We start from the raw sequence: 25,250 nt of genomic DNA on the forward strand, positions 1-25,250 counted from the left end.
CCGCCAGGCGCAGCCGCGGGCCTTCGGCGGCGGCGCCGCCCGCCCAGCCCGGCAGCGCCGGGATCCAGCCCATCGCGGCCGGCGTCGTCGCCCACCAGGCGGCGCCGCCGAACAGCACAAGCACAGTTGCGAGGAGAGGCAGCCGGCGCATGGAGGCCCCGATATGGCCCCGCAGATGTAACGCGCGTATGTCCCCGGTGCACCTGAGGATTACGAAAGGGAGAGCGACGTGCGGATGCTCGTGCTCGGCGCCGGGGCGCTCGGCAGCTATTTCGGGGGCCGCGCCCTGGAGCGCGGCCTGGACGTCGTCTTCCTCGTGCGGCCGCGCCGGGCCGAACAACTGGCGCGCCTGGGGCTGGTGGTGGAGAGCCCGCTCGGCGACATCCGCCGCCCCGTGGCCACGACGGATCGCGCCGGACCGGGCTTCGACGTCGTGCTGCTGTCCTGCAAGGCCTATGACCTCGAAGATGCCATCGCGACGATCCGTCCGGCGGTCGAGGCCGGCGCCTGCGTGCTGCCGGTGCTGAACGGACTGGCGCATATGGACACGCTGAGCGCCGCCTTCGGGCGCGAGAGGGTCTGGGGTGGCCTCGCGAAATGCGCGGCGACGCTCACGCCGGACGGCGTGGTGAAGCATCTCGGCGACTGGCGCTGGCTGATCTTCGGCGAGCAGGACGGGCGGATGGACGGCCGCGCAGCGGCGCTGGCCGCGGCGCTCGGCAGGACGCGCGGGCTCGAGGCCGAGGCGGTGCCCGACATCCAGCGCCGGATGTGGGAAAAGCTGGTGCATCTCGGCACCGTCGCGGCCGGCACGGTTCTGATGCGCGCGAGCGTGGGCGAGATCGTGCGCGCCGGCGGCACGGAGTTCCTGCTGACCCTGCTGCAGCGCAACGCCGACATCGCGGCGGCGCACGGCCACGTCATGACGCCGGCCTTCATGGAGACCTACCGCAAGCTGTTCTCCGATGCGGCCAGCACCTACACCGCGTCCATGCTGCGCGACCTGGAGGCCGGCGGGCGGACGGAGGCGGAGCACATCCTCGCCTGGCTGCTGGAGGCCGCGCGGCGCGCCGGCGTGCCGGGCGAGATCCACGCGCTGGCCGTCCTGCATGCCCGCGCCTACGATCAGCGCCGGGCGGCCGGCCGCCTCTGAAGGGAGCCGGGCGTCTGGCCTGATCCGGCCGCCGCCCCTATCTTCCGGCCGATCCGAGGCAAGGACACACGATGCGAGACCCGCGGCAGACGGGCTATACGCCGGTCGAGACCCCCGGCGTGACGCCGAGCGAACATCTCACCGTCACCACGCGGACCGTCGGCTGCGACGGCGGCGGCGGGGCCCTCGGCCATCCGCTGGTCTATCTGCGCATCGAGGAGCGGCAGGTCACCTGCCCCTACTGCTCGCGCACCTATGTGCTCGCCGAGGGCGCGGGTGACGACCACCACCACTGAGGCGCAGCCGCAACCTGCGGCTCCGGCGGCGGGTGGCAACGGGAACGGCATCCAGCCCGTCGCGCCCGGCCAGAAGCGGCTGATCCTGGTGGACGGCTCGGGCTACATCTTCCGGGCCTTCCACGCGCTGCCGCCGATGACGCGGCCGGATGGGACGCATGTGAACGCCGTCTACGGCTTCACCCAGATGCTCTCGCAGTTCCTCGCGAAGCATGCGGCGAGCCACATCGCGGTGGTGTTCGACACCGCGCGCACGACCTTCCGCAACGAGATCTACCCCGACTACAAGGCGCACCGGCCGGAGCCGCCGCCCGAGCTCGTCCCGCAGTTCGGCCTGATCCGCGAGGCGACGGAGGCGCTCGGCGTCTGCAAGGTGGAGCAGCCGGGCTACGAGGCGGACGACCTGATCGCCGCCTATGCCCGCGCCTTCGTGGCCGAAGGCGGCACGGTCGCCATCGTCTCCTCCGACAAGGACCTGATGCAGCTGATCGGGCCGGGCGTGGAGATGCTCGACCCGATCAAGCAGAAGCCGATCCGCGAGCCGGAGGTGATCGAGAAGTTCGGCGTGCCGCCGGGCAAGGTGGTCGAGGTGCAGGCGCTGGCCGGCGATTCGACGGACAACGTGCCGGGCGTGCCGGGCATCGGCATCAAGACCGCGGCGCAGCTCATCACCGAATACGGCGACCTTGAGACGCTGCTGGCCAGCACGGCGAAGATCAAGCAGCCGAAGCGGCGCGAGGCGCTGGAGCAGAACGCCGAGAAGGCGCGGATCAGCAAGCGCCTGGTGCAGCTCGACGCCGACGCACCGATGCCGATCGCGATGGAGCAACTGGTCGCGCGGCCGCCGGAGCCGGTGACGCTCGAGAAGTTCCTTCGCGAGAACGGCTTCCGCAGCCTGCTCGCGCGCCTGGGCTTCGGCGATGGTGCGGCGACGACGCGCCCCGTCCGCAGCGCCGTCGCGGAACCCACGGCGCCGGCCGCCGCGCCGCAGGATGCGCCTTTCGGGCCGTACGAGACGGTGACGACGATGGAGGCGCTGCGGCGCTGGATCGCGGCGTCGCGCGAGGCCGGCGTGATCGGCTTCGACACCGAGACGGACAGCCTGGACGCGCTGAAGGCGACGCTGGTCGGCCTGTCCATCGCGGTGGCGCCCGGCAAGGCCTGCTACGTGCCGCTGCGGCACGAAGGCAGCGGCGACCTGATGGGCGCCGGTCGTCCGGAGCAACTCGACGCGGAGGCCGCGCTGGCCGAGCTGCGGCCGCTGCTCGAGGACCCCTCGGTGCTGAAGGTCCTGCACAACGCGAAATACGACCTCGAGGTGCTGTGCCGGTCGGAGAACGGCCGCATCGCGGTCGCGCCGGTCGATGACAGCATGATGATCTCCTACGCCATGGATGCCGGGCGGCACGGGCAGGGCATGGACGAGCTGGCGCAGCTGCATCTGGGCCATGCGCCGATCAGCTACGACAGCGTCACCGGCACCGGCCGCGCGCGCATCCCCTTCAGCCGCGTGCCGCTCGACAAGGCGACGGCCTATGCGGCGGAGGACGCCGACGTCACGCTGCGGCTCTGGGCGCTGCTCAAGCCGCGCCTGCGCGCCGCGAAGGCGCTGGCGCTCTACGAGCAGGTGGAGCGGCGGATGGTCGGCGTGCTGCGCGACATGGAGCTCGCCGGGATCAAGATCGACCAGGCGGAGCTGGCGCGGATCGGCGAGGATTTCGCGAAGAAGCTCGTGGAGTACGAGGCGGCGATCCACGCCGCCGCAGGCCGTCCCTTCAACGTCGGGTCCCCCAAGCAACTGGGGGAAATCCTGTTCGACGAGATGAAGCTGCCGGGCGGCAAGCGCAGCAAGCTGACGGGCGCCTGGGGCACGGATGCGAGCGTGCTGGAGGAACTCGCCGCGAAGGGCGTGGAGCTCGCGCGGCTCGCGCTGCAGCACCGCCAGATCCAGAAGCTGAAATCCACCTATGTCGAGGCGCTGGCCCAGAAGGCGGATGCGCAGGGCCGCGTGCACACCGACTTCGCGATGGCGGTGACCTCGACCGGACGGCTCTCCTCGACCGAGCCGAACCTGCAGAACATCCCGATCCGCACCGAGGAAGGGGCGCGCATCCGCACCGCCTTCGTGGCGGAGCCCGGGCATGTGCTGCTCTCGGCCGACTACAGCCAGATCGAGCTGCGGATCCTGGCGCATGTCGCCGACGTGCCGAGCCTGAAGGAGGCCTTCGCGCGCGGCGAGGACATCCACAGCCGCACCGCCGCCGACATCTTCCGCCTCGATCCCGGCAAGGTGGACAAGGAGGCGCGGCGGCGCGCGAAGACGATCAACTTCGGCATCATCTACGGCATGTCGGCCTTCGGGCTCGCAGCGCGGCTCGGCATCGGGCCGGGCGAGGCGCGGGCCATCATCGACGCCTATTTCGCGCAGTATCCCGGGATCCGCGACTGCATGGAGCGGTTCAAGGAGGATGCGCGCACCCGCGGCCATGTCGAGACGCCCTTCGGCCGCAAGCTCTGGATCGCCGAGATCACGTCCAAGGACCCGGCGCGGCGCGCCGGCGCCGAGCGCGCGGCGATCAACGCCCCCTTCCAGGGCGGTGCGGCGGAGATCATCAAGCGCGCCATGGTCCGCGTGCCGCATGCGCTGCGCGACGCCGGATTGAAGGCGCGCATGCTGCTGCAGGTGCATGACGAGCTGGTCTTCGAGGTGCCGGAGGCCGAGGTCGAGGCCACGACGCGGCTGGTGCGCGAGGTGATGGAAGGCGCGGCGGAACTCTCCGTCCCGCTCGCCGTCGAGGTCGGGCACGGGCGGTCCTGGGCGGAAGCACATTGAGCGCAGTTGCTGGGGACGCAGCGGAGGCGGGCTGGACCTCGGGCGAGCGGCAGACGCTGTTCGCCGTGGCGGTCGCGCATGCAGTCAGCCATTTCCACATGCTGGTCTTCCCGCCGCTGTTCCCGCTGCTGCGGGACCAGCTCGGCGTCGGCTTCGTGGAACTCGGGCTGGCGATCACCGTGTTCAGCCTGGTGTCCGCCTTCACCCAGGCGCCGGTCGGCTTCCTGGTGGACCGGATCGGCGCGCGGCGTGTGCTGGCGGCGGGGCTGGCGCTCGGTGGGCTCGGCTACGGCGCCTTCGCGGCCTTCGGCGGCTATGGCTGGATGATCGCGGCGGCGGCGGTCGCGGGTTTGGCGAATGCCGTCTATCACCCGGCCGACTACGCGATCCTGGGCGGGCGCATCGGCGCGCCCCGGATGGGCCGCGCCTTTTCCTGGCACACCTTCGCCGGCTATGCGGGCGGCGCCGTCGCGCCGGCGACGATGCTGGCGCTGGCGGCGGCCTTCGGCGCGCAGGTCGCGGTCGCGGGCGCGGCGCTGATCGCCTTCGCGGCGGCAGCCTATGTCTGGCTTGCCTGCCCGCCCGACACGATCGCGCCGAAGCGCAAGGCGCGGCCGGACGCGCCGCGCATCCTGAGCCCGGCGATCCTCGGCCTGACCGGGTTCTTCGTGCTGATCGCGCTGTCCATCGGCGGGCTTAACGGCTTCGCCGTCGCGGCACTGGTCGCAGGGCCCGGCTTGACGCTCGGCACGGCGAGCGCAGCGCTGACCGCCTTCCTGGTCGGCTCGGCGCTTGGCGTGCTGCTCGGCGGCAAGCTCGCCGACCGCACGGCGCGGCATGGGCTCGTGGCGGGTGCGGGCTTCGCCGCGGCGGCGGTGGCGACGGTCTCGGTCGTCCTGCTGCCGGCGCCGGGCGTGGCGGCGGTCGTGCTGCTGGGCGTGGCGGGCGTGCTGAGCGGGCTCTGCATGCCTTCGCGCGACATGATGGTGCGCGCCGCGGCGCCGCCGGGCCAGGCGGGCGCGGCCTTCGGCATCGTCTCCACCGGCTTCAACATCGGCGGCATCGTCTCGCCGCTGCTGTTCGGCTGGCTGATGGATGGCGGGCATCCCTCCGCCGTCTTCGTCGCGGCGGCCGTCTTCATGACCGCGACCGCCCTCGCCGCGGCGCTGCCGGAGCTGCGGCGGAGGGCCGGCTAGCCCTTCCTGCGGGCCGCCTTCTCCTTCTTCGCGCTCGCCGTTCCGGCGGGCGGCGGCGGCGGCTTCGACTTGCCGCGCGCGGTGCGCCGCGACTCGCCGAGCGCGATGGCGACGGCCTGCTTCACCGCCTCGTCCTTCGTCTCCGGACGGGCGTTGCCGATGGTGCCGTCCTTCTCCCAGTCATGGACAAGCTCGCGGATGTTCTCCGACACGGTCGCCCGCGAGCCGCCGCGCTTCAGACGCGCTGGCATGGGCGCCTCCCGCTCTGCAGCAGGCCCAACGCCCGGCCTGCGGGCCGGGTTCAGGCGACGTCGAGGCAGTGGGCGCGGAGGTGCTCCAGCGCAACGACCTGTAGCGCCGCGACATGGGTCGCCTCCAGCAGGACGCGGGGTGCGAGGCCGGCGCGGCGCGCTTCCTCCCACCGCGCGGCGCAGAGGCACCAGCGGTCGCCCGGCTTCAGGCCGGCGAAGCCGTACTCCGGCCGTGGGGTGGAGAGGTCGTTGCCGCGCGCCTTCGAGAAGTCGAGGAACGCTGACGTCATCTCGGCGCAGACGACGTGCAGGCCGACATCCTGCGGGCCGGTGTTGCAGCAGCCGTCGCGGAAGAAACCGGTGAGCGGCGCAACCGAGCAGGGCAGCAGCGTGCCGCCGAGCACGTTGCGGGCGGGCGGCGGTCCCTCGCCACGGTCACGACGGCGATTGGTGTCGTCGAGGGGCATGCACCTGCCTATCGGGAACAACTGACGGAAGGGGAGCCGCTGGCCTCGGCCAAGTCCGCGCCCCGGTGCCCTCCCGCGGCTTTGCCGCGGGAGGATGAGCCAGCCAAGCGGGTCAGGTGCCCACGAGGGGTCCCCGCGGCGTCGCGAAGCGACGTCGTGGGGAGGTCACGCCGCCGCGCGAATCGCGGCGGCCTTCACGTCCTCGTCCACCGCGCCGGCAAACGTCTCGAAGTTCTTCTCGAACAGCGAGACCAGGTGCTTCGCCTGGCGGTCATAGGCGTCCTTGTCGGCCCAGGTCTCGCGCGGGTTGAGCACCGCGCTCGGGATGCCCGGCACCGCCTTCGGCATCATCAGGCCGAAGAAGGGATCGCGCACGAACTCGGCCTTGGCGAGAGAGCCGTCCAGCGCCGCACGCAGCAGCGCGCGGGTGTGCTGGATGCTCATCCGCTTGCCGGTGCCATAGGCGCCGCCGGTCCAGCCGGTGTTGACCAGCCACACCTGCGCGCCGTCGCGCGCGATGCGGTCGGCCAGCATGCGGCCATAGACCTCAGGATGGCGCGGCAGGAAGGGCGCGCCGAAGCAGGTGCTGAAGGTCGCCTGCGGCTCCTTGCCGAGGCCCTTCTCGGTGCCGGCGACGCGCGCCGTGTAGCCCGACAGGAAGTGGTACATCGCCTGCGCCGGGGTCAGCTTGGCGATCGGCGGCAGCACGCCGAAGGCATCGGCCGTCAGCATCACCACCGTCTTCGGCTTGCCCGCGCGCCCGTCCGCCACCGTGTTCGGGATGAACTCGATCGGGTAGCAGCTGCGCGTGTTCTCGGTCAGGCGGTTGTCATCGAGGTCGAGGTTGCCGTCCTCGTCGCCGATCACGTTCTCCAGCACCGCGCCGAAGCGGTGGGAGGCGTCCCAGATCTGCGGCTCGGCTTCCTTGGACAGCTTGATGACCTTGGCGTAGCAGCCGCCCTCGAAGTTGAAGATGCCGCCGTCGGACCAGCCATGCTCGTCGTCGCCGACCAGCGCGCGCTCCGGGTCGGAGGACAGCGTGGTCTTGCCGGTGCCCGACAGGCCGAAGAACAGCGCGGCGTCGCCCGCCTTGCCGACATTGGCGCTGCAATGCATCGGCAGCACGCCGCGGTCCGGCAGCAGCCAGTTCATCACGGTGAAGATCGACTTCTTGATCTCGCCCGCATAGCTCGTGCCGGCGATGCAGATCACGCGCTTGGCGAAGCTCAGCGCGATGCAGGTGGAGGTGCGGCAGCCATCCTCCTCCGGGCTCGCGTCCAGCTCCGGCGCGTGGAGGATGGTGAAGTCGGGCGCGAAGCCGTCGAGATCGGCCTTGGGCGGGCGGATGAACATGTTGCGCGCGAACAGCGCGTGCCACGCATTCGTCGTCACCAGCCGCACGCGGATGCGGTGAGCGGGATCGGCGCCGGCGTAGAGGTCCTGGGTGAAGAGCTCCGGCTGCTGGCCGAGCCAGGTGCGGACCTTGCCGCTGAAGCCGGCGAACTTCGCCGGCGGCATCGGCTGGTTGATCTTGCCCCACCAGATCGCGTCACGGACCTCGGGGTCGTCCACCACGAACTTGTCCTGGACGGAACGGCCGGTGTGCTGGCCGGTCACCGCCATGAAGGCCCCGTCGGCGGACAGGCGCCCTTCCCCGCGCCGCAGCGCATGCGCCACCAGGTTCGCCGCGGTCAGGTTGGCATGGATGACCGCGGGTCCGGCCACGCCGGTGCCCGTCAGCGCTGGGTTGGACGTCATCAACTTCCCTCCTCGGGCGCGGCACCCGATCGGGCGTGCCGCGCGACGCCCGACAGGTGCCGGGCGAGGGCGGCAGAATTAGGGCGGCTAAGGCAATGTCCGCAACGCGAACAGCCGTGGAGCGCAGTGACAACCGCTTGTGTTGCGCCGCAGCAGCGGGGCGAGGCTCAGGCGGTGGGGCGGGCGCGCGCCTCCCGCGCGGCGCGGATGAGCGCGGCCCGCACGCCGTCCGCATCGGCCACTGGGGCGGGCCAATGGTGCCGCAGCACACTCTCGCCCTGCGCGAGATCACAGCCATCCATGTCCACCGCGACGATCCGCCATGCGCCCGGCGCAGCGCCGTGGAGCCCCGTCGCGATCGCCTCCACGGCGTCAGGGTGGTCGTCGTTCACGTGGCCGACGATGTCCGATTCGGCCGTGGCCAGCGCCGCGACGGCCGCCGGGTCGGGCAGCAGGTCGGCAAGCCGAAGCCGGGTCGCGCGGGCGAAGCCACCCACCAGCAGCGCGCCCCCCGGCCGGATCCGCCACAGCGCGAAATCGCCGAAATCGGCGTAGAGCGCGGCATAGGGATGGCGCGCCAGCCAGCGGGCCTTGAGAGGCGGTACCTCCTCGGCCGGTACCGGCTCGGCCAGCCCGGTCACGGTCACGCGAGGCGCGGTCTGCGGGTTGGCACTTTCGGGCGCGCCCACGAACAGCAGCGAGCAGCGCGGCTCCGCCCGCAGGTGCCGGGTGTGCTCGGACAGCGAGGACAGCAGCAGGAGCGGCGTGAGATCTCCGGCCGCGGCCGGGGTGACCAGCGAGGCGAAGGGCTGGCCCTCGGCGCTGGTGGCAAGGGTGGCCGCGGCCGCTCCGCGGATCAGCTTGCGCGCCTCGAAGCCCAGGCCTTCCGTCGCCATATCGCCTCCGGGTGTCCGACCCGCCTTTGCCACAATTGGCCGCCAGGGTGGCGGCACGCCCGGCCCGGATCCGCCGGGCCGAAGGAGTGCCCGCCGTGCCAGCCACCATCGCGCTCGTGGACGACGACCGCAACATCCTGACCTCGGTGTCCATGACGCTCGAGCAGGAGGGGTTCCAGGTCCGCACCTACACCGACGGCGAATCGGCGCTGCAGGGGCTGCTGGCGCGTCCCGCGGACCTCGCGGTGCTCGACATCAAGATGCCGCGCATGGACGGGATGGAGCTGCTGCAGCGGCTGCGCCAGCGCAGCGCCCTGCCGGTGATCTTCCTGACCAGCAAGGACGACGAGCTGGACGAGCTGATGGGCCTGCGGCTCGGCGCCGACGACTACATCACCAAGCCCTTCAGCCAGCGCCTGCTGCTGGAGCGCATCCGCGCCCTGCTGCGCCGGAACGAGGCGAGCCGCGCCGAGGGCAGCGGGACGCCCGCCGGCGGCATCATCGCGCGCGGCGACCTGGTGCTGGACGAGACCAAGCACACCTGCGTCTGGAAGGGCCAGCAGGTGCAGCTGACGGTCACCGAGTTCCTGCTGGTCAAGGCGCTGGCGGTGCGGCCGGGCATGGTGAAGAACCGCGACCAGCTGATCGACGCGGCCTATGGCGAGAACATCTACGTGGACGACCGCACCATCGACAGCCACGTCAAGCGCGTGCGCAAGAAGTTCCGCCAGGTGGACAACGAGTTCAGCCAGATCGAGACGCTGTACGGCCTCGGCTATCGTTACAAGGAAGCCTGATCCCGGCGCGGCTGTGGCCGCGCTTCATGGCACAGGCTAGCTTGGCGCCCCGCAGGCAGGACGAGGCATGCCCGACGCGAGCGGCGCGCCGCTGACACGCAGCAGGACGGAACCGGAACGGCGGCGCTGGCTGTCGCCGCTGCTGCGCCGCATCCTGCTGCTCAATGCCCTGCCGCCGGCGCTGCTGGCCGCCGCGCTGCTCTACCTCGACCAGTATCAGAACGGCCTGCTCGCCGCGGAGGTCGAGGCGCTGCGCACCCAGGCGCGCATCTATGCCGGCGGCATCGCGGAGGCCGCGACGCGCACCCGCGACGAGCGCACCGTGCTGGTGCCGGAAGCCGCGCGGCCGCTGCTGCGCCGCCTGGTCGAGCCCTCCCCCAACACCCAGGCGCGGCTGTTCGACAGCACCGGCCTGCTGGTCGCCGACAGCCGCGTGCGGGAGGGGCCGGGCGGCGCGATCGTGACGGAGCCGCTGCCGCCGCCCGAACCGCGCGGCGCCATCGCCGGCACGATCGGGGGCCTGTACGACCGGATCCTCGCCATCCTGCCGCGCGACACACGGCAGGGCGTGACGGTGGATGTGAACCCGGACGCGCCGTCCTTCGACTGGCAGCCGGAATTCGGCGGCGCCGGCAGCGGCGACCGGCGGGAGGAGCTGCGCCTCGCGCTCGAGGGTGGCGTGCGCCCTTATATCCGCCGTACCGCGGACGGCCGGCTGCTCGTTTCGGTGGCGGAGCCGGCTCGGCGCAGCGCGACCACCGTCGGCATCGTGCTGCTGACGCGCGAGGCGCGCGAGGTGGACCAGCGCCTGCTGGAGATCCGCGTCTCCGTGCTCGCGCTGTTCGGGCTCGCGCTGCTGCTGACGGTGCTGGCCTCCTATTACCTCGCGCGCACGCTGGCGACGCCGATCCTGCAGCTGGCGGAATCGGCGGCGGCGATGCGCGAGGGCGAAGGCCGCGGCGGCTCCGTGCCGAAGCCGCTGCTGATGCGCGACGACGAGATCGGCGTGCTCGCGCGCGACCTCCAGACGGCGGCGCGCGCACTCTGGGCCCGGATCGACGCGAACGAGCGCTTCGCCGCCGACGTGGCGCATGAACTCCGCAACCCGCTCACCTCGGTCCGCAGCGCGATCGAGACCCTGCGCCGGATCGAGGATCCGCCGAAGCAGCGGCGGCTGCTGCAGATCATCTCCGACGACGCGGTGCGCATGGATCGGCTCATCAACGACATCGCCGACAGCTCCAAGGTGGATGCCGAGCTTTCGCGCACCGTCGCGCAGCCGGTGGATGTGGGGCCGATCCTTGCGGCGCTCTCGGAGCTGCACGCCGCCACGCGCGAGGGGAACGATCCCGTCGTCGAAATCGAGGGGCCGTCCGAAGGGCTGGTCGTGCGCGGCGTCGAGGGCCGCATCGTCCAGGTCTTCCGCAACCTGATCGGCAACGCCGTCTCCTTCAGCCCGCCCGACGGCAAGGTGACGGTCCGCGCCCGGCCGCTCGGCGCCACCATCGAGTTCACGGTGGAGGACGAAGGGCCGGGCATTCCCGACGCGAAGCTCGAGAGCATCTTCGACCGCTTCTACAGCGAGCGTCCGCGCGGCGAGCGCTTCGGCCAGCATTCGGGCCTCGGCCTCTCCATCTCGCGCCAGATCGTGGAAGGACTGCGCGGCCGCATCGCAGCGGAGAATCGGCGCGACGCCGAGGGCAACATCCTCGGCGCGCGCTTCATCGTGCGCCTGCCGACAGGCTGAACTCGTCGATCCCGCGGCCGCGCAGCCGCGGCCCGGCGAGCCGGCTCAGGCGGCGGCGGGCAGCGCGGCGGGCTTGGCGTTCTCGTTGGCGGCGAGCGCGGCGCGGAAACGGTCGCGGCGCCATTGCAGGTAGCGCCACGCGCCCTTCGCGGCGATGTCGGACAGGCGCCCGCGCGGCTCGAGCCCGATGGACTTGAAGATCATGCCCATGCCGCGCTCGACGTGGCGGAAGCGGTAATAGGCCATCGCGCGGCCCATGTAGCCGGCGATGCAGCGGTCGTGGTCGTAGGGCGTGTCGGGGCCGAAGTTGGAGCAGTGGAAGGCATAGGCGAGCTCGTCGTCCTCGCTTTCCCCGATGCGGCCCATCGCGACGCGGAAGCGCTGCATGAAGGAGAGGTTCTCGCGCGCGAGATACCGCTTCATGTGGTCGTAGAAGAGCTTGAAGTGGCGGTACTCGTCCGCCGCGATCAGGCGGCAGACCTCCTTGAGCACCGGCTCCTCGGTGCCCTCGCCGAGCGCGGTGTAGTAGCTGCTGGTCCCGGTCTCCACCATGCAGCGCGCGATCAGCTCGCCGGTGCGGCTGCCGCGGATCGAGGCGTCGGCCTTGGTGTCGATCTTGAAGCTCTCGCGGTAGCGCGCGAAGGCCGCGTGGAAATCCCAGGACGGATCGGCGAGCGTCGCCCACTTGCCGAGCGCCTCCCCATGCTGGACCTCCTCGACAGCCCAGTTGTCGGCCGCCTGCTGGAAGTCCGGGTCGTCGCGGAACACCGAGTTCAGGTAGAGCGCGTAGTCGTCACCGTTGCGCTCTACCATCGCCGCAGCCTTCACGAGCGGAACGAGCCCGGGGTCCACCTTGGACGGGTCGAAGCGGTCCCAGGCCACCTGCTCGATGCGCCAGTGCTTCATGGTTCCCCCGAAGACTCCAAAGCCGCCCGCAAGCCTATGTTTTGCGGACGGCTTTCGGATTCAAGCACCCCGAGGGGCGAAGTCAGGCAGCCTCGGCAGCCCCGAGCATGGCGCGGGCCGCGAGCAGCTTCGCCATGGCGGCGTCGCGCTTCTCGGGCGTCTCGGCGGCCGCGGCGCTGTAGGCGGCCTCGGCCTCGCGCACGCGAAGCTCGGCATCCGCCTTGGACAGCTGGGAAACCGGCGTCGCCTCGTCGGCGAGCACGGTGCAGCGCTCCGGCGTCACCTCGGCGAAGCCGCCGCCGACGAAGAGGCGATCGGTCACCTGGCCGTTCTCGGTCACGGTGATGATGCCACCGCGAAGTGCCACGATCATCGGCGCGTGGCCGGGCAGCACGCCCATCTCGCCCTCCGCCGCCGGCAGCACCGCCATCTCGACGGGGCGGCTCAGCAGCAGCTTCTCGGGGCTGACCAGTTCGAGCTGGAAGGTCGCCATCGCGCGTTCCTAAGCCTTCACATCACGCGGCACCGGCGCAGGCCGGAACCGACCACGGAGGATCCGGCCGCAACGCGGCCGGCGCCGCCCAACTGACTTAGTCGCCGGGCGCGCCAGCGGCGCGGCGAAGCCAAGCCGCGCGGAGGCGCGGCGCCCGGCGTCTGAGGGGCGGCCGTCAGGCCGCCGCCTTGAGACTCTCCGCCTTCTTCACGGCGTCCTCGATCGTGCCGACCATGTAGAAGGCGGCTTCCGGCAGGTGGTCGTACTCGCCGGCGACGATGCCCGCGAAGCTGCGGATCGTGTCCTCGAGCTTCACGAAGACTCCCGGCGTGCCGGTGAAGACCTCGGCCACGTGGAAGGGCTGGCTGAGGAAGCGCTGGATCTTGCGCGCGCGCGCCACGACCAGCTTGTCCTCTTCCGAGAGCTCGTCCATGCCCAGGATCGCGATGATGTCCTGCAGCGACTTGTAGGTCTGCAGGATGCGCTGCGTCTCGCGCGCCACGCGGTAGTGCTCCTCGCCGACCACGCGGGGGTCGAGGCCGCGGCTGGTACTGTCGAGCGGGTCGACCGCCGGGAAGATCGCCATCTCCGCGATGGAGCGCGACAGCACGGTGGTGGCGTCGAGGTGCGCGAACGAAGTCGCGGGCGCCGGGTCGGTCAGGTCGTCCGCCGGCACGTAGATCGCCTGAACCGAGGTGATCGAGCCCTTCTTGGTCGAGGTGATGCGCTCCTGCAGCGCGCCCATGTCGGTGGCCAGCGTCGGCTGGTAGCCCACCGCGGAGGGGATGCGGCCGAGCAGCGCCGACACCTCGGCGCCCGCCTGGGTGAATCGGAAGATGTTGTCGATGAAGAAGAGCACGTCCTGGCCCTGCTCGTCGCGGAAGTACTCCGCCATCGAGAGGCCGGAGAGCGCGACGCGCGCGCGCGCGCCCGGCGGCTCGTTCATCTGGCCGTAGACCAGCGCCACCTTGGAGCCTTCGGTCGTGCCCTCGCCGAGCTTGATGACGCCGGCATCGACCATCTCGTGGTAAAGGTCGTTGCCCTCGCGCGTGCGCTCGCCGACGCCGGCGAAGACGGACACGCCGCCATGCGCCTTCGCGACGTTGTTGATCAGCTCCTGGATGGTCACCGTCTTGCCGACGCCCGCGCCGCCGAACAGGCCGATCTTGCCGCCCTTCAGGTAGGGGGCGAGCAGGTCGATGACCTTGATGCCGGTGACGAGGATCTCGGCGCTGGTCGCCTGCTCCTCGAAGGGCGGGGCCTCGCGGTGGATGGTGTAGGACTTCTCGGCCGCGACCGGGCCGCGCTCGTCGATCGGCTCGCCGATGACGTTCAGGATGCGGCCCAGCGTGCCGTTGCCGACCGGCACGGAGATGCCGGCGCCGGTGTCCACCACCTCCGCGCCGCGGACCAGGCCGTCGGTCGTGTCCATGGCGATGGTGCGCACCGTGCGCTCGCCCAGGTGCTGCGCCACTTCGAGCACCAGCGTCTGCTCGCCGATCTTCACGGTGAGCGCGTTCAGGATCGCAGGCAGGTCCTGCGGGAACTGCACGTCCACGACCGCGCCGAGGACCTGCGTCACCTTGCCGACATTGTTCTTCATGGGTTCGGGCTCCTCAGACCGCCTCGGCACCGGAGATGATCTCGATCAGCTCCTTGGTGATGTTGGCCTGTCGCGTGCGGTTGTAGTTGAGCGTGAGCTTGTTGATCATCTCGCCGGCGTTGCGCGTGGCGTTGTCCATCGCGTTCATCTGGCTGCCGTAGAAGCCGGCATTGTTCTCCAGAAGCGCGCGATAGACCTGGATCGCCAGGTTGCGCGGCAGCAGGGTGGAGAGGATCTCCTCCTCCGCCGGCTCGTATTCATACAGGGCCTGCGGGCCCGAAGCCGTCTCGGCCTCGGCTTCCGGCATCGGCGCCGGGATCAGCCGCTGCGCCGTCGGCACCTGCGTGATCACCGACTGGAAGCGGTTGTAGATGAGTTCGCAGACGTCGAACTCGCCGGTCTCGAGCATCGCGGTGATGCGGTCGGCGATGTCGGACGCATCCTCGAAGCCGATCCGCTTCTTGCCCATGAAGCTGATCTCGCCGACCACGAGGCGGGCGAATTCGCGCTTCAGGAAGGCCGCGCCCTTGCGGCCGACGGACAGCACCTTGACCGTCTTGCCTTCCGCTTCCAGCGCCCGGATGCGGTGGCGCGCGAAGCGGCCGACATTGGTGTTGAACGGGCCGGCCAGGCCGCGGTCGGCGGTGACCACGACCAGCAGGTGAACGCGATCCTGGCCGGTACCGACCAGCAGCTTCGGCGCGTCCGGCGAACCCGCGACGCTCGCGCCGAGCGAGGCGAGCATGCGGGCCATGCGCTCGGCATAGGGGCGCGCGGCTTCCGCCTGGCTCTGCGCGCGGCGAAGCTTCGCCGCCGCCACCATCTTCATCGCCTGCGTGATCTTCCGCGTGGACTTCACGCTGTTGATCCGACCGCGCAGGGCCTTCAGGCTGGGCATGGCGCTGAACCTGCCGTCCCGATCAGGCGAAGGACTTGGCGAAGTCGTCGAGGAAGGCGGTCAGCTTGCCCTCGACATCCTTCTTGATCTCGCGGTCGGTGCGGATCGAGGTCAGGATCTCCGGCGCGCGCGACTTCAGCTCGGACAGCATGCGCCGCTCGAACTCGCCCACCTTGTTCACCGGGATGCGGTCGAGATAGCCGCGCGTGCCGGCGAAGATCGCCGCCACCTGCTCCTCCACCGGCACCGGCTTGTACTGCGGCTGCTTCAGCAGCTCGGTCAGGCGCGCGCCGCGGGCGAGCAGCGCCTGCGTCGTCGCGTCGAGGTCCGAGGCGAACTGCGCGAAGGCCGCCATCTCGCGGTACTGCGCGAGCTCGAGCTTGATCTTGCCCGCGACCTGCTTCATCGCCTTGATCTGCGCCGCCGAGCCCACGCGCGACACCGACAGGCCGACATTCACCGCAGGGCGGATGCCCTTGAAGAAGAGCTCCGTCTCCAGGAAGATCTGGCCGTCCGTGATCGAGATCACGTTGGTCGGGATATAGGCTGAGACGTCGCCGGCCTGCGTCTCGATGACCGGCAGCGCCGTGAGCGAGCCCGCGCCGAAGTCGTCGTTCATCTTCGCCGCGCGCTCGAGCAGGCGCGAGTGCAGGTAGAAGACGTCGCCCGGATAGGCCTCGCGGCCCGGCGGGCGGCGCAGCAGCAGCGACATCTGGCGGTAGGCGACGGCCTGCTTCGACAGGTCGTCGTAGAAGATGACAGCATGCATGCCGTTGTCGCGGAAGAACTCGCCCATCGTGCAGCCGGTGTAAGGCGCGATGTACTGCATCGGCGCCGGGTCCGACGCCGTGGCGGCGACGATGATCGAGTACTCGAGCGCGCCGTTCTCCTCCAGCGTCTTCACCAGCTGGGCGACGGTGGAGCGCTTCTGGCCGATGGCGACGTAGATGCAGTAGAGCTTCTTCGACTCGTCGTCGCCGGCGTTGATCGGCTTCTGGTTGATGATGGTGTCGAGGATGACGGCGGTCTTGCCGGTCTGGCGGTCGCCGATCACCAGCTCACGCTGGCCGCGGCCAATCGGGATCAGCGCGTCGATCGCCTTGATGCCGGTCTGCATCGGCTCGTGCACCGACTTGCGCGGGATGATGCCCGGCGCCTTCACCTCGACGCGCTTGCGCTCGGTCGCCACAATCGGGCCCTTGCCGTCGATCGGGTTGCCGAGGCCGTCCACGACGCGGCCGAGCAGTCCCTTGCCCACCGGCACGTCCACGATCGAGCCGGTGCGGCTGACGGTGTCGCCCTCGCGGACGGACTTGTCGTCGCCGAAGATCACGATGCCGACGTTGTCGGTCTCGAGGTTCAGCGCCATGCCCTTGAGGCCGGACGACGGGAACTCGACGAGCTCGCCGGCCATCACGTTCTGCAGCCCGTAGACGCGCGCGATGCCGTCGCCGACGGTCAGCACGGTGCCGACCTCCGCCACGTTCGCTTCGGCATCGAAGCCGGCGATCTGCTGCTTCAGGATCTCCGAGATCTCGGCCGGACGGATCTCCATGTCAGGCAGCTCCCTTCATCGCGTACTGCAGTCGCTGCAGTTTGCTCTTGATCGAGTTGTCGTAGAGGCGCGAGCCGATGCGGACGACGAGGCCCCCGAGAAGCGAGGGATCCACGGTCTCCTGCAGCTGCACGCCCGAGAAGCCGGCTTCCGTCAGGCGCGCGGTGATCTGCGCGCGCTGCGTGTCCGACAGCGGATGGGCGGTGGTCACATGCGCGGTCTGCTGGCCGCGCCGTTCCGCGAGAAGCGCGCCGAAGGACGCGGCCACCTGCGGCAGCTGGCCCAGGCGGCGGTTGTTGATCAGCACGCCGACCAGGTTGCGCACCTCGGTGCCGATGCCCGCCTTCTCGATGATGGCGAAGGCGCCGCGGCGCTGCTCCGCCCCGTCGAGCCGCGGGTCGGCGACGAAGGCACGGAAGCCCGCATCCTCGCGCCAGATGCGGAACAGGCCGTCGAGGTCGGCCGCGACGCGGTCCGCCGCGCCGGGCTCCTTCTGGCGCAAATCGTCCACGAGGCCGAGAAGCGCGAGGGCATAGCGCTCCGATAGCCCGGTCGGGTTCGGCGCCTGCTGAGAGGCGGTGACGTTCGTCGCGGCGGCCAAGGCGGTCCCGGTCCTGTGCTTGGGCAGCGCACCCAGGGGCGAGTCCCGAGGGCGGCGCGGCAAAGGGGTGCGCGCCAGGGCGTGGCCCAAGGCCACCCCCCGGCAGCGGCGCGGCGCTTACCATGCGTGCTGCGGCGCGGCAATATATGGCGCCTCAATCGCCGAAGCAGCTGACCTCAGGCGCCGGCGCCCGCTCCGCGGGCTTGGCTTTGCGCGCCGCAGGCATCGCGCGCCGGGGCAGACGGGCGGTCGCGGCGCGGCGGCCGCGGTGCGGCCGCATACGCGCTGGGAGCGCGTTTTCCTCCGCTTCCGTGTTTCCCGGGGGTCAGCGACTTCCCAGCAACACCAGGACCACGCCGGCGACGACGATCAGGCTGCCGGCCCGGTCGGCGGGCTTGGCCTTCTCCTTCAGGTAGAAGCGGCTGAAGGCCAGGGTGAACAGGATCTCCACCTGCCCGACCGCCCGCACCAGCGCCACCGGCGCCAGGGCGAAGGCCGAGAACCAGCAGGCCGAGCCCAGCGCCGACAGCGCCCCCACCTGGCCCGAGCTGCGCCAAGTGGCGAAGATCGGCCGGATCGAGGCGGGCTCCCGCCAGGCGACCCAGGCTCCCTGCATCAGCGTCTGCAGCGCATTCGTCACCACCAGGATCAGCAGCGCCTTGTGGATCAGGTCGCCGGCCGGCATGTCCTGATTGGCGGCGCGGACCAGCACCGCGGTCAGCCCGAACAGGAACCCCGCCCCGATGCCGCAGAGCGCGGCGGGCTGAGTCAGCCCGGCCACCAGCTCCCGCGGCGTGGTGCCGCGCCCGGCGAGCGACAGGTACACGACCCCGCCGACCCCGACCGCGATCCCAACCCAGGCCAGCGGCGAGAGATGGTCGCCGAGCAGCACCATCGCGACGATCGCCGCCTGCACCGCCTCGGTCTTCGCATAGGCCGTCCCGACCGCGAAGTTCCGATAGCCGAAGGCCATGATCAGCAGGTTGGTGCCGAGGATCTGCGCCAGGCCGCCGATCGCGCAGAGCAGCAGCGCCCAGGCCGTCATGGCCGGCAGCGATTCACCGATGGCCCAGCCATAGGCCAGCAACAGCGCGAGCCCGACCGGAACGCCGTAGAGATACCGCACCACGCCGGCCGCGTTGACCGAGAGCTCGCCGCGCAGCCGCTGCTGCAGGGCGGTGCGCCAGCACTGGAACAGCGCGGCGACCAGCGTGAAGCCGACCCAGCCCGCGATCATCCCAACCGCGGATCCAGCCAGGGCCGGTCCATCCGGATCCAGGGAGCATGCGGCCCGGGGCCGAGCCGGATGCCGAGTCCGGGGGCCTCCGGCAGCGGCGCGGCGCCGTCGCGGAAGCGGAGCGACTCGCCCTCGACCATGTCGAAGAAGCGCTCCGTCTCGCCGAACTGCACTTCCAGCAGCAGGAAGTTGGGAATCACGGCGCAGAGATGCACCGAATGCGCGTGGCAAACCGGCCCGGTCGGGTTGTGCGGCGCGATCTCGACGCCGGCGGTCTGCGCGAGCGCGGCGATGCGGCGGATCTCCTCGATCCCGCCCGCATGCTTCACGTCGGGCATCAGCACGTCGTAGCAGCCCGCCTCGATCACCGGGCGATACGCCGCGAGGCCCGCCAGCGTCTCGGCGCCCGCCAACCGCATGCCGCGGTCGTTCGCCATGCCGCGCAGCCGCACGATCTCGGCGCGGTTCGCCTCGGCCACCGGGCATTCCAGCCAGAACAGCCGGAACTCCGCGACATCGCGGATCAAGGCCGCCGCGCCGCCGGGCGAGAAGCGCCAATGCGCGTCCACCATGACCGCGACGTCGGGGCCCACCGCCGCGCGCACCGCGGCGATGCGCGCCAGCCCTTCGGCATAGGCGGCGCGGTTGCCGTCGGAGAGGCCGTCCTCCCACACCAGCGGCTCGAAGGGCGCGAGCTTGACGGCGCGGAAGCCTGCCGCGACGGCGCGCGTGGCGGCGGCGGCGAAGCCGGCCGGCGTGCGCTCCGCGCCGCGGTTGATGTTGGCGTAGAGCGGCACGGGATCGCGCAGCGCACCGCCCAGGAACAGGTGCAGCGGCTGCCCCGCGCGCTGCGCGGCTAGATCGGCCAGCGCCTGCTCGAAGGCCGAAAGCACCGTCGCCGCCACCAGCCCGCCCGGGGCATGCGGGATCAGGCGCGCGAGACGGTTGCGATGCCGCGCATCCTCGCCGGCGATACGCGCGGCCAGTCGCGTGGCCTCGGCTTCCAGCAGCGGCTCCTGGTTCGCCAGCGTGCATTCGCCGGTGCCCAGCAGCCCATCCTCGGTCCGCACCTCCAGGAAGCACCAGTTCGTCTTCGGCGTGACGTTGATGCCGCGGAAGGCGACGGACGCGATCGCCGACACGCGTCTATTCCGCCCGGATGTCGGCGCGGCTCGCCACCTCGCGCCATTTCGCGATGTCGCTGCGCACCCGCGCGGCGAGCACCTCCGGCGTGCTGACGACGACCTGGCCGCCGATCAGCTTCACGCGGTCGATTACTTCCGGCAGGCGGCCGATGCGCTGCAGTTCCGGCACCAGGCGGTCCACGACGGCGCGCGGCAGGCCGGGCGGGCCGAACAGGCCGTTCCATGCGATGGTCTCGAAGCCGGCGAGGCCGCTTTCGTGCAGCGTCGGCACATCGGGCAGGTCCGGCCAGCGCTCCAGGCTGGTCACCGCCAGCAGCCGCACCTCGCCGCGACTGATGAAGGGCATGATGTTGACGAGGTTGGCGATCAGGAAGGGCGCGTCGCCGGTGACGACGGCCTGGCCGAATTGCGGCGCGCCACGATAGGGGATGTGCTCCATCTGCACGCCGGCCATGAGCTTGAAGAGCTCGGCCGAGAGATGGGCGGAGGAGCCGACGCCGCCGCTGCCGTAGTTGTAGGTGTTCGGCGGCCGCGCCTTGATCGCCGCGATCAGCTCGCGGACCGAGGTCACCGGGAAGATGCGCGGGTTGACCACCAGCGCGTTCGGCCCGGTCACCAGCATGGAGATCGGCGTGAAGTCGGTCTCGAGATTGTAAGGCAGGTCGCGGTAGATCGCGGCGTTGATGCCGTTCGACCCGGCATTGCCCATCAGCAGCGAATAGCCGTCGGGCGGGGAGCGGAAGACGTTCTCCACGCCGACGCGCCCGCCCGCGCCGGGGCGGTTCTCCACCACGAAGGGCTGGCCGAGCGCGCGTTCCAGATGCGGCGCGAAGAGCCGGATGGTGATGTCGTTGCCGCCGCCCGGTGCGGCGGGTTCCACCACGCGCACCGGGCGCGTGGGCCAGGGCGCCTGCGCGCGCGCCGCGACCGGCAGCATGGCCGCGGCGACGATCAGGCTGCGTCTCGTTGCGCGCATGGGACGGCTCCTCCGCTCGTGCGGGAAGGATGCCGTGCGGCGGGGCGGTGGGCCAGAGGCCCGACCGGCAGGCAGCGCCGCCGGCTCAGTTGGACTTCAGGCGATCCGCGAGCCGGCCGTAGCGCTCATTCTTCATCACGTCGTCGAATTCGTCGCCCAGGATGACCACCAGCGCCGCATAGGCGGCGCTCGCCGCGTCCTTCTTGCCCGTCGCCTTCTTGGCCATGCTCAGCAGCGTGAAGGCCGCCTGCTTGCGATGCTCGCCGCGCGTCCCCTTGGCCCATTTGTAGATGCCCTTGGTCGTCCGCTTCAGCCGGTCGACCAGCAGTACACCGACGCCGAGGCTCGCCCCGGCGACGGCGCCGCCGACGCCGCCGAGCACGGTGCCGAGGCCGGGGATCACCGATCCGACCGTCGCGCCGCCCACCGTCGCCGCGGCCTGGAGCCCGAACTGCGCCGTGCCGATCACGCCCTTACGGATCGCCTTGGATTCCTTCTTGCCGCGCGCATAGGCGATCGCCTTCTTGACGTCGCTCTCCTCGATCTCGGTGCCGTCGAACTCGAAATCGCGATCCTGGAAATAGTCCTGCAGGATGTCGCTGAGGGCGCTGACCTTCGCCGCCGCCGTGATGGAGGAGGCGATGTTGCCCGACCCGGCGATGAAGTGGCTGCCCGCCATCTTGGCGAGCTCACGCGGCACATAGGTGGTTTCGACCATTCCCGCCTCGCTGCCCGAGCCCGCGCCACCGCCCTGGCGCAACAAGCTCACGGTTTCGCGAGCATGGATATGCCCGCGGGAAGGGACTGGTCAAGACAATTGAGACGAATCCGCCATTCACCGGGGCTGGTTGCGCCCGCGTGGCCGGCCGCGACTCAGCGCCGCGTGAGGCCCCAGCCCGGGTCCTCGACGGCCAGGTGGCGCAGCTTCGCGCGGTCCAGCATCGCCTCCGTCTCGCGCCGCGCGGCCTCCGCGATGTCCTGCGCATCCAGGTGCGGTGCGACGCCGTCCCGCAGCAGGACGCGCCCGCCCACCACCACGTCCCGCACGTCGTGCCCGTTCGCGAAGAACACCACGCGATGCACGGGCATGTTGGCCGGCACCATGTGCGGCGCGGTCAGGTCCACGGTGATCACGTCGGCCAGCTTGCCGGGCTCGAGGCTGCCGATCTCGTCGGCCAGCCCAAGCCCCTTCGCCGCGTCCACCGTCACCATCTCCAGCGCCTTGCCGGGCGTCATCATCCGCTCGTCGCGGAAGTGCCGCTGGTGGTAGCGGATGCACTGGAACATGTGGCGGAACATGTCGCCCGACCGGTCCGGCGCGGTCGCGTCGGAGCCGATCATCACGGTGATCCCCGCCTCCATCATCTTCGGCGCCGGGCAATAGCCGCGCACGGCGGCAATCGCGGAGGGGTTGTGCACCACGCTTGCGCCGGTGCGGCGCAGCGTCTCGATGTCGGCATCCGTCAGGTCGGTGCAGTGGCTGTGCCAGCTGTCCGGCCCCATCAGCCCGAACATGCGGTCGGCCATCTCGATCGAGCCATTCCGGTGGCCGTCCTGATGGAACCAGGCGCCGCGCTTCGCGCCGGCCTCGCGCACCAGCCGGCCCTGGCGCTCGATCTCCTTCACCTTCTGGGGGTCGTGGCGCGCCTCGCGATAGACGGGCATCAGCGTCGCGACGCGCACATTCCCCTTGCCGTGCCAGGTCTCGACGCCGGCGGTGATGGTCTCGAGCTGCTGCTCGAAGCTGACGGGCCGCTCGACGCCGTCGGGGCCGACATAGGGGCGCGGGAAGGGCGGGCGCGTCGGGCCGAGCACGAGGATGGAGCGGATGCCGACCTCCTCGGTCGCGCCGGCATGCGCGTCGGTGAAGGCGGGGTGGTCCACGCGGCCGATGCTGTCGCCGCCGCCGAGCAGCGAGACGCCGGTGGTGACGCCGAAGCGGAGCCGTTCATAGGCCGCGAGCCGCGCCTCCGCGCGCCAGAATGCGGGTGGCGAGGCGAGGGTGTAGATGATGCGACAGGCTTCCGACCAGGCGTCGGAATCGCCGCTGCCCATCGTCTTCACCAGGCCGTGGCCTGCATGGGCGTGGCCGTCGATCAGGCCCGGCAGGATCGCCTTGCCGCGCGCCTCGATGACCTGCGCCGCGTTCGGGTGCGCCGCCGCGACCTCCGCCGTCGGCCCGACCGCGGCGATGCGCCCGTCCTTGATCGCGACCGCGCCGTCGTCCAGCACGCGGCGCTGCGCGTCCATCGTGATGACGGTGCCGCCGCGGATGAGGAGGTCGGTCGTGGTCATGGCGCTTTCCTGTGTCTCTTCCCTCGCCCCCCCGGCAGGGGGGAGAGGGTCGCGCAGGCTTGGCGCGCAGCGCCTAGCCGGAGCGGGTGAGGGGGGCTGCGCGAAGCGCCGGCAGCGATCGTCAGACCAGCTTCGCGACCCCCTCACCCATCCCTCTCCCCCTTCCAGGGGGAGAGGGTATCTTCTGGAGCGGGAGACGGCGCGCTAGTCCACGCGCACGAGCCACAGCCGCAGCCGGTTGTCCGGCGCCTGGCGGAGGTCGATCCCCCGTCGCGCGGCCCAGGCGATGGGCTGCTGGAAGAGCGGGATATGGGCGATTTCCTGCCGCTCGATCTGCAGCGCCTCGCGGATGAACCGCCGCCGGCTCTCCTCGTCCGGCGCCTCCGCCGCCTGCGCCACCAGCGCGTCGAAGCGGGCATTCGACCAGCGGCCGTAGTTCAGCCCGCCCGTCGTCTGCGACGCGGTGCGCAGGACCTCGTTCAGGGTGGAGTAGCTATCGGCCAGCGGCAGGCCGGCATGGCCCAGCATGAACATCGAGAAGTCGCGGTTCGCCGTACGGCGCGACCAGACCGCCGTCGGCTCCGACTGCAGCTGCAACCTGATGCCGATGCGGGCGAGCATCCCGGCGATCGCCTGGCAGGTGCGCTCGTCGTTCACGTAGCGGTCGTTCGGGCAGACGATGCCGATCGAGAATCCGTTCGGGTAGCCGGCCTCGGCCAGCAGGCGCCGCGCAGCTTCCGGGTCGAAGGGCAGGCGCTCGTTCAGGTCCTGCGGCGCGCCGGCGAGATAGGGGCTCACCATCATCCCCGCCGGCCAGGCCTTCCCGCGCATCACGCCGCGCACCAGCGCGTCCACGTCGATGGCGCGGTACATCGCCTCCCGCACCCGGCGGTCCTTCAGCGGGTTGCGGCCCTGGACGTCGGAATAGAGCAGCTGGTCGCGCTCATGGTCGAAGCCGAGATAGATCGTCCGCAGCTCCGGCCCCTCGATCACGTTCACCCGCTGGTCCTGGAGCAGGCGCGGGATGTCCTGCAGCGGCACCTCGACATTCGCGTCGATGCCGCCGGAGAGCAGGGTCGCGGTGCGGGTCGCGGCGCTGCGGATCGGCGTGAAGGTGACGCGGGAGAGGTTGTGCGCCGGCCGGTCCCACCAGCGCGCATGGGGCTCCATCACCGTGCGCTCGTCCGGCCGCCGCTCCACGATGCGGAAGGGGCCGGTGCCGTTCGCCGTGCGCGTCGCGCCGCTTTCCACCTGCGCCGCGAGGTCGGCCGGATTCGCCGCGTTGTTCGCGCGGCTCCAGCCCTCGTCCATGATGTAGAACTGCGTGATCGAGGCCAGCAGGATCGGGAAGGGACGATGCGTCTCGATCTCGATCGTGTGGCTGTCGATCTTGCGCACCTCCTTGATCTGCCCGAGCAGCCCGCGCGCGAGCGAGCCGGGCGCGTTCACCCGCGCCCAGGTGAACAGCACGTCGTCGGCGTCGAACGTCTCGCCGTTGTGGAAGACCACGTTGCGGCGAAGGTTGAAGCGCCAGACCGTCGGGCTGGTGCGCTGCCAGCTTTCGGCCAGCGCCGGCTCGATCTCGATGCGGTCGTTGTGCCGCACCAGCGCCTCGTAGACGTTGCCGAGGAAGGAGTTCGTAAAGGTATTGTTGGAAGAGTGCGGGTCGAGGGTCAGCACATCCGCGTTGAAGGCCCAGGTGAAGGGCCGGCCCTGCGGCGCCTGCGCATCGGCGGGCATTGCGAGCCCGAGGCCGAGCGTGGACGCGGCGGCGAGGGTCCATCGGCGGGTCCAGGGGCGAACCGTGTGGCGCATCGCAGGTCTCTCCGTTGCGGCTGTCGGAAAGCCTCCGCCGCGTGGCGCGGGACGTCAACAGCCGGCCGTTCCGGTGCCATGCTCCCGCCATCACCGGGGCGCCGGATGCGCCCGCCTCACCGGAGGGTGCCGATGCGCCGCCTGATCGCCTGCCTCGCCTTGCTCGGCCTGCCGCTCGTCGCCGTCGCGCAGCCAGCGCCGCTGCCGGAGACGGAACTCCACATCGCCGAGAGCGCCGAGGTCACGCGCGCGCCGGACGAGGTGGTCGCCGTGCTGCGCGCCGAGGCGCGGGCCGGCAGCGCCGCGGCGGCGCAGGAGGCGGTGAACCGCGC

The 25,250-nt window shown here is 71.1% G+C and carries 22 protein-coding genes and 1 pseudogene; 7 read left to right on the forward strand and 16 right to left on the reverse strand.

The window, feature by feature from the left end; translation table 11 throughout:
* Window positions 1–235: 235 nt before the first annotated feature.
* The 4 genes from L2I40_RS03810 to L2I40_RS03825 all read left to right on the forward strand — a co-directional run bounded on the left by L2I40_RS03810 (window position 236) and on the right by L2I40_RS03825 (window position 5,478).
* Complete coding sequence (locus L2I40_RS03810; RefSeq protein ID WP_237213558.1) at window positions 236–1,153, forward strand: 2-dehydropantoate 2-reductase; 918 nt, start codon at window positions 236–238, stop codon at window positions 1,151–1,153.
* Window positions 1,154–1,224: 71 nt separating this feature from the next.
* Window positions 1,225–1,449, forward strand: a complete 225-nt coding sequence (locus L2I40_RS03815) for a zinc-finger domain-containing protein (RefSeq protein ID WP_237213539.1) — start codon at window positions 1,225–1,227, stop codon at window positions 1,447–1,449.
* Window positions 1,409–4,282 (forward strand): DNA polymerase I, encoded by a 2,874-nt coding sequence (gene polA, locus L2I40_RS03820; RefSeq protein WP_372491006.1) that lies wholly within the window; start codon window positions 1,409–1,411, stop codon window positions 4,280–4,282. The genes L2I40_RS03815 and polA overlap by 41 nt, the downstream gene beginning before the upstream one ends.
* Window positions 4,279–5,478, forward strand: coding sequence for an MFS transporter (locus L2I40_RS03825; protein ID WP_237213540.1), 1,200 nt, complete (start codon window positions 4,279–4,281; stop codon window positions 5,476–5,478). Before polA ends, L2I40_RS03825 begins: the two co-directional genes overlap by 4 nt.
* Here the strand turns inward: L2I40_RS03825 and L2I40_RS03830 are convergent.
* The 4 genes from L2I40_RS03830 to L2I40_RS03845 all read right to left on the reverse strand — a co-directional run bounded on the left by L2I40_RS03830 (window position 5,475) and on the right by L2I40_RS03845 (window position 8,850).
* Window positions 5,475–5,729: a hypothetical protein gene (locus tag L2I40_RS03830; RefSeq protein WP_237213541.1), complete on the reverse strand. Its 255-nt coding sequence runs from the start codon at window positions 5,727–5,729 to the stop codon at window positions 5,475–5,477. The two genes, L2I40_RS03825 and L2I40_RS03830, sit on opposite strands and share 4 nt — an antisense overlap.
* Before the next feature lie 50 nt (window positions 5,730–5,779).
* Complete coding sequence (locus L2I40_RS03835) at window positions 5,780–6,196, reverse strand: DUF2237 family protein (RefSeq protein ID WP_237213542.1); 417 nt, start codon at window positions 6,194–6,196, stop codon at window positions 5,780–5,782.
* Window positions 6,197–6,361: 165 nt separating this feature from the next.
* Window positions 6,362–7,954: a phosphoenolpyruvate carboxykinase gene (locus L2I40_RS03840; RefSeq protein WP_237213543.1), complete on the reverse strand. Its 1,593-nt coding sequence runs from the start codon at window positions 7,952–7,954 to the stop codon at window positions 6,362–6,364.
* 167 nt (window positions 7,955–8,121) lie between these two features.
* Window positions 8,122–8,850, reverse strand: coding sequence for a HugZ family pyridoxamine 5'-phosphate oxidase (locus tag L2I40_RS03845; protein ID WP_237213544.1), 729 nt, complete (start codon window positions 8,848–8,850; stop codon window positions 8,122–8,124).
* Between the two features lie 95 nt (window positions 8,851–8,945).
* Between L2I40_RS03845 and L2I40_RS03850 the strand changes: the two genes are divergently transcribed.
* Window positions 8,946–9,647, forward strand: a complete 702-nt coding sequence (locus tag L2I40_RS03850; protein WP_272910932.1) for a response regulator transcription factor — start codon at window positions 8,946–8,948, stop codon at window positions 9,645–9,647.
* 67 nt (window positions 9,648–9,714) lie between these two features.
* Window positions 9,715–11,394 (forward strand): sensor histidine kinase, encoded by a 1,680-nt coding sequence (locus tag L2I40_RS03855; RefSeq protein ID WP_237213545.1) that lies wholly within the window; start codon window positions 9,715–9,717, stop codon window positions 11,392–11,394.
* A gap of 45 nt (window positions 11,395–11,439) precedes the next feature.
* Here L2I40_RS03855 and L2I40_RS03860 read toward each other — a convergent pair whose 3' ends face one another.
* From L2I40_RS03860 to L2I40_RS03915, 12 genes are all read right to left on the reverse strand, one after another.
* Window positions 11,440–12,300: a ferritin-like domain-containing protein gene (locus L2I40_RS03860; RefSeq protein ID WP_237213546.1), complete on the reverse strand. Its 861-nt coding sequence runs from the start codon at window positions 12,298–12,300 to the stop codon at window positions 11,440–11,442.
* An 82-nt stretch (window positions 12,301–12,382) separates the two neighbouring features.
* The gene (gene atpC / locus L2I40_RS03865; protein WP_237213547.1) at window positions 12,383–12,793 is read right to left on the reverse strand and encodes an ATP synthase F1 subunit epsilon; all 411 of its coding nucleotides are present in this window, start codon (window positions 12,791–12,793) and stop codon (window positions 12,383–12,385) included.
* Between the two features lie 175 nt (window positions 12,794–12,968).
* Window positions 12,969–14,396, reverse strand: a complete 1,428-nt coding sequence (atpD, locus tag L2I40_RS03870; RefSeq protein ID WP_237213548.1) for a F0F1 ATP synthase subunit beta — start codon at window positions 14,394–14,396, stop codon at window positions 12,969–12,971.
* 13 nt (window positions 14,397–14,409) lie between these two features.
* Window positions 14,410–15,294, reverse strand: a complete 885-nt coding sequence (locus L2I40_RS03875) for a F0F1 ATP synthase subunit gamma (RefSeq protein ID WP_237213549.1) — start codon at window positions 15,292–15,294, stop codon at window positions 14,410–14,412.
* A gap of 22 nt (window positions 15,295–15,316) precedes the next feature.
* Entirely contained in the window at window positions 15,317–16,849 is a 1,533-nt protein-coding gene (atpA, locus tag L2I40_RS03880; RefSeq protein ID WP_237213550.1) for a F0F1 ATP synthase subunit alpha, read from the reverse strand.
* Window position 16,850: 1 nt separating this feature from the next.
* Window positions 16,851–17,450 (reverse strand): ATP synthase F1 subunit delta, encoded by a 600-nt coding sequence (gene atpH, locus L2I40_RS03885; protein ID WP_237213551.1) that lies wholly within the window; start codon window positions 17,448–17,450, stop codon window positions 16,851–16,853.
* A 325-nt stretch (window positions 17,451–17,775) separates the two neighbouring features.
* Complete coding sequence (locus tag L2I40_RS03890; RefSeq protein WP_237213552.1) at window positions 17,776–18,687, reverse strand: EamA family transporter; 912 nt, start codon at window positions 18,685–18,687, stop codon at window positions 17,776–17,778.
* Window positions 18,684–19,829, reverse strand: a complete 1,146-nt coding sequence (locus L2I40_RS03895; protein WP_237213553.1) for a mandelate racemase/muconate lactonizing enzyme family protein — start codon at window positions 19,827–19,829, stop codon at window positions 18,684–18,686. Before L2I40_RS03895 ends, L2I40_RS03890 begins: the two co-directional genes overlap by 4 nt.
* Window positions 19,830–19,833: 4 nt before the next feature.
* Window positions 19,834–20,808 (reverse strand): Bug family tripartite tricarboxylate transporter substrate binding protein, encoded by a 975-nt coding sequence (locus tag L2I40_RS03900; RefSeq protein WP_237213554.1) that lies wholly within the window; start codon window positions 20,806–20,808, stop codon window positions 19,834–19,836.
* Window positions 20,809–20,893: 85 nt separating this feature from the next.
* Complete coding sequence (locus tag L2I40_RS03905) at window positions 20,894–21,526, reverse strand: hypothetical protein (RefSeq protein WP_237213555.1); 633 nt, start codon at window positions 21,524–21,526, stop codon at window positions 20,894–20,896.
* 155 nt (window positions 21,527–21,681) lie between these two features.
* Window positions 21,682–23,103, reverse strand: coding sequence for an amidohydrolase family protein (locus L2I40_RS03910; protein WP_237213556.1), 1,422 nt, complete (start codon window positions 23,101–23,103; stop codon window positions 21,682–21,684).
* Window positions 23,104–23,307: 204 nt separating this feature from the next.
* Window positions 23,308–24,918: an ABC transporter substrate-binding protein gene (locus L2I40_RS03915; RefSeq protein WP_237213557.1), complete on the reverse strand. Its 1,611-nt coding sequence runs from the start codon at window positions 24,916–24,918 to the stop codon at window positions 23,308–23,310.
* Window positions 24,919–25,050: 132 nt separating this feature from the next.
* Between L2I40_RS03915 and L2I40_RS03920 the strand changes: the two are divergent.
* A pseudogene (locus L2I40_RS03920) lies at window positions 25,051–25,250 on the forward strand (hypothetical protein); the annotation flags it as partial.

Source organism: Falsiroseomonas oryziterrae (assembly GCF_021864505.1).
Lineage (GTDB): Bacteria > Pseudomonadota > Alphaproteobacteria > Acetobacterales > Acetobacteraceae > Falsiroseomonas > Falsiroseomonas oryziterrae.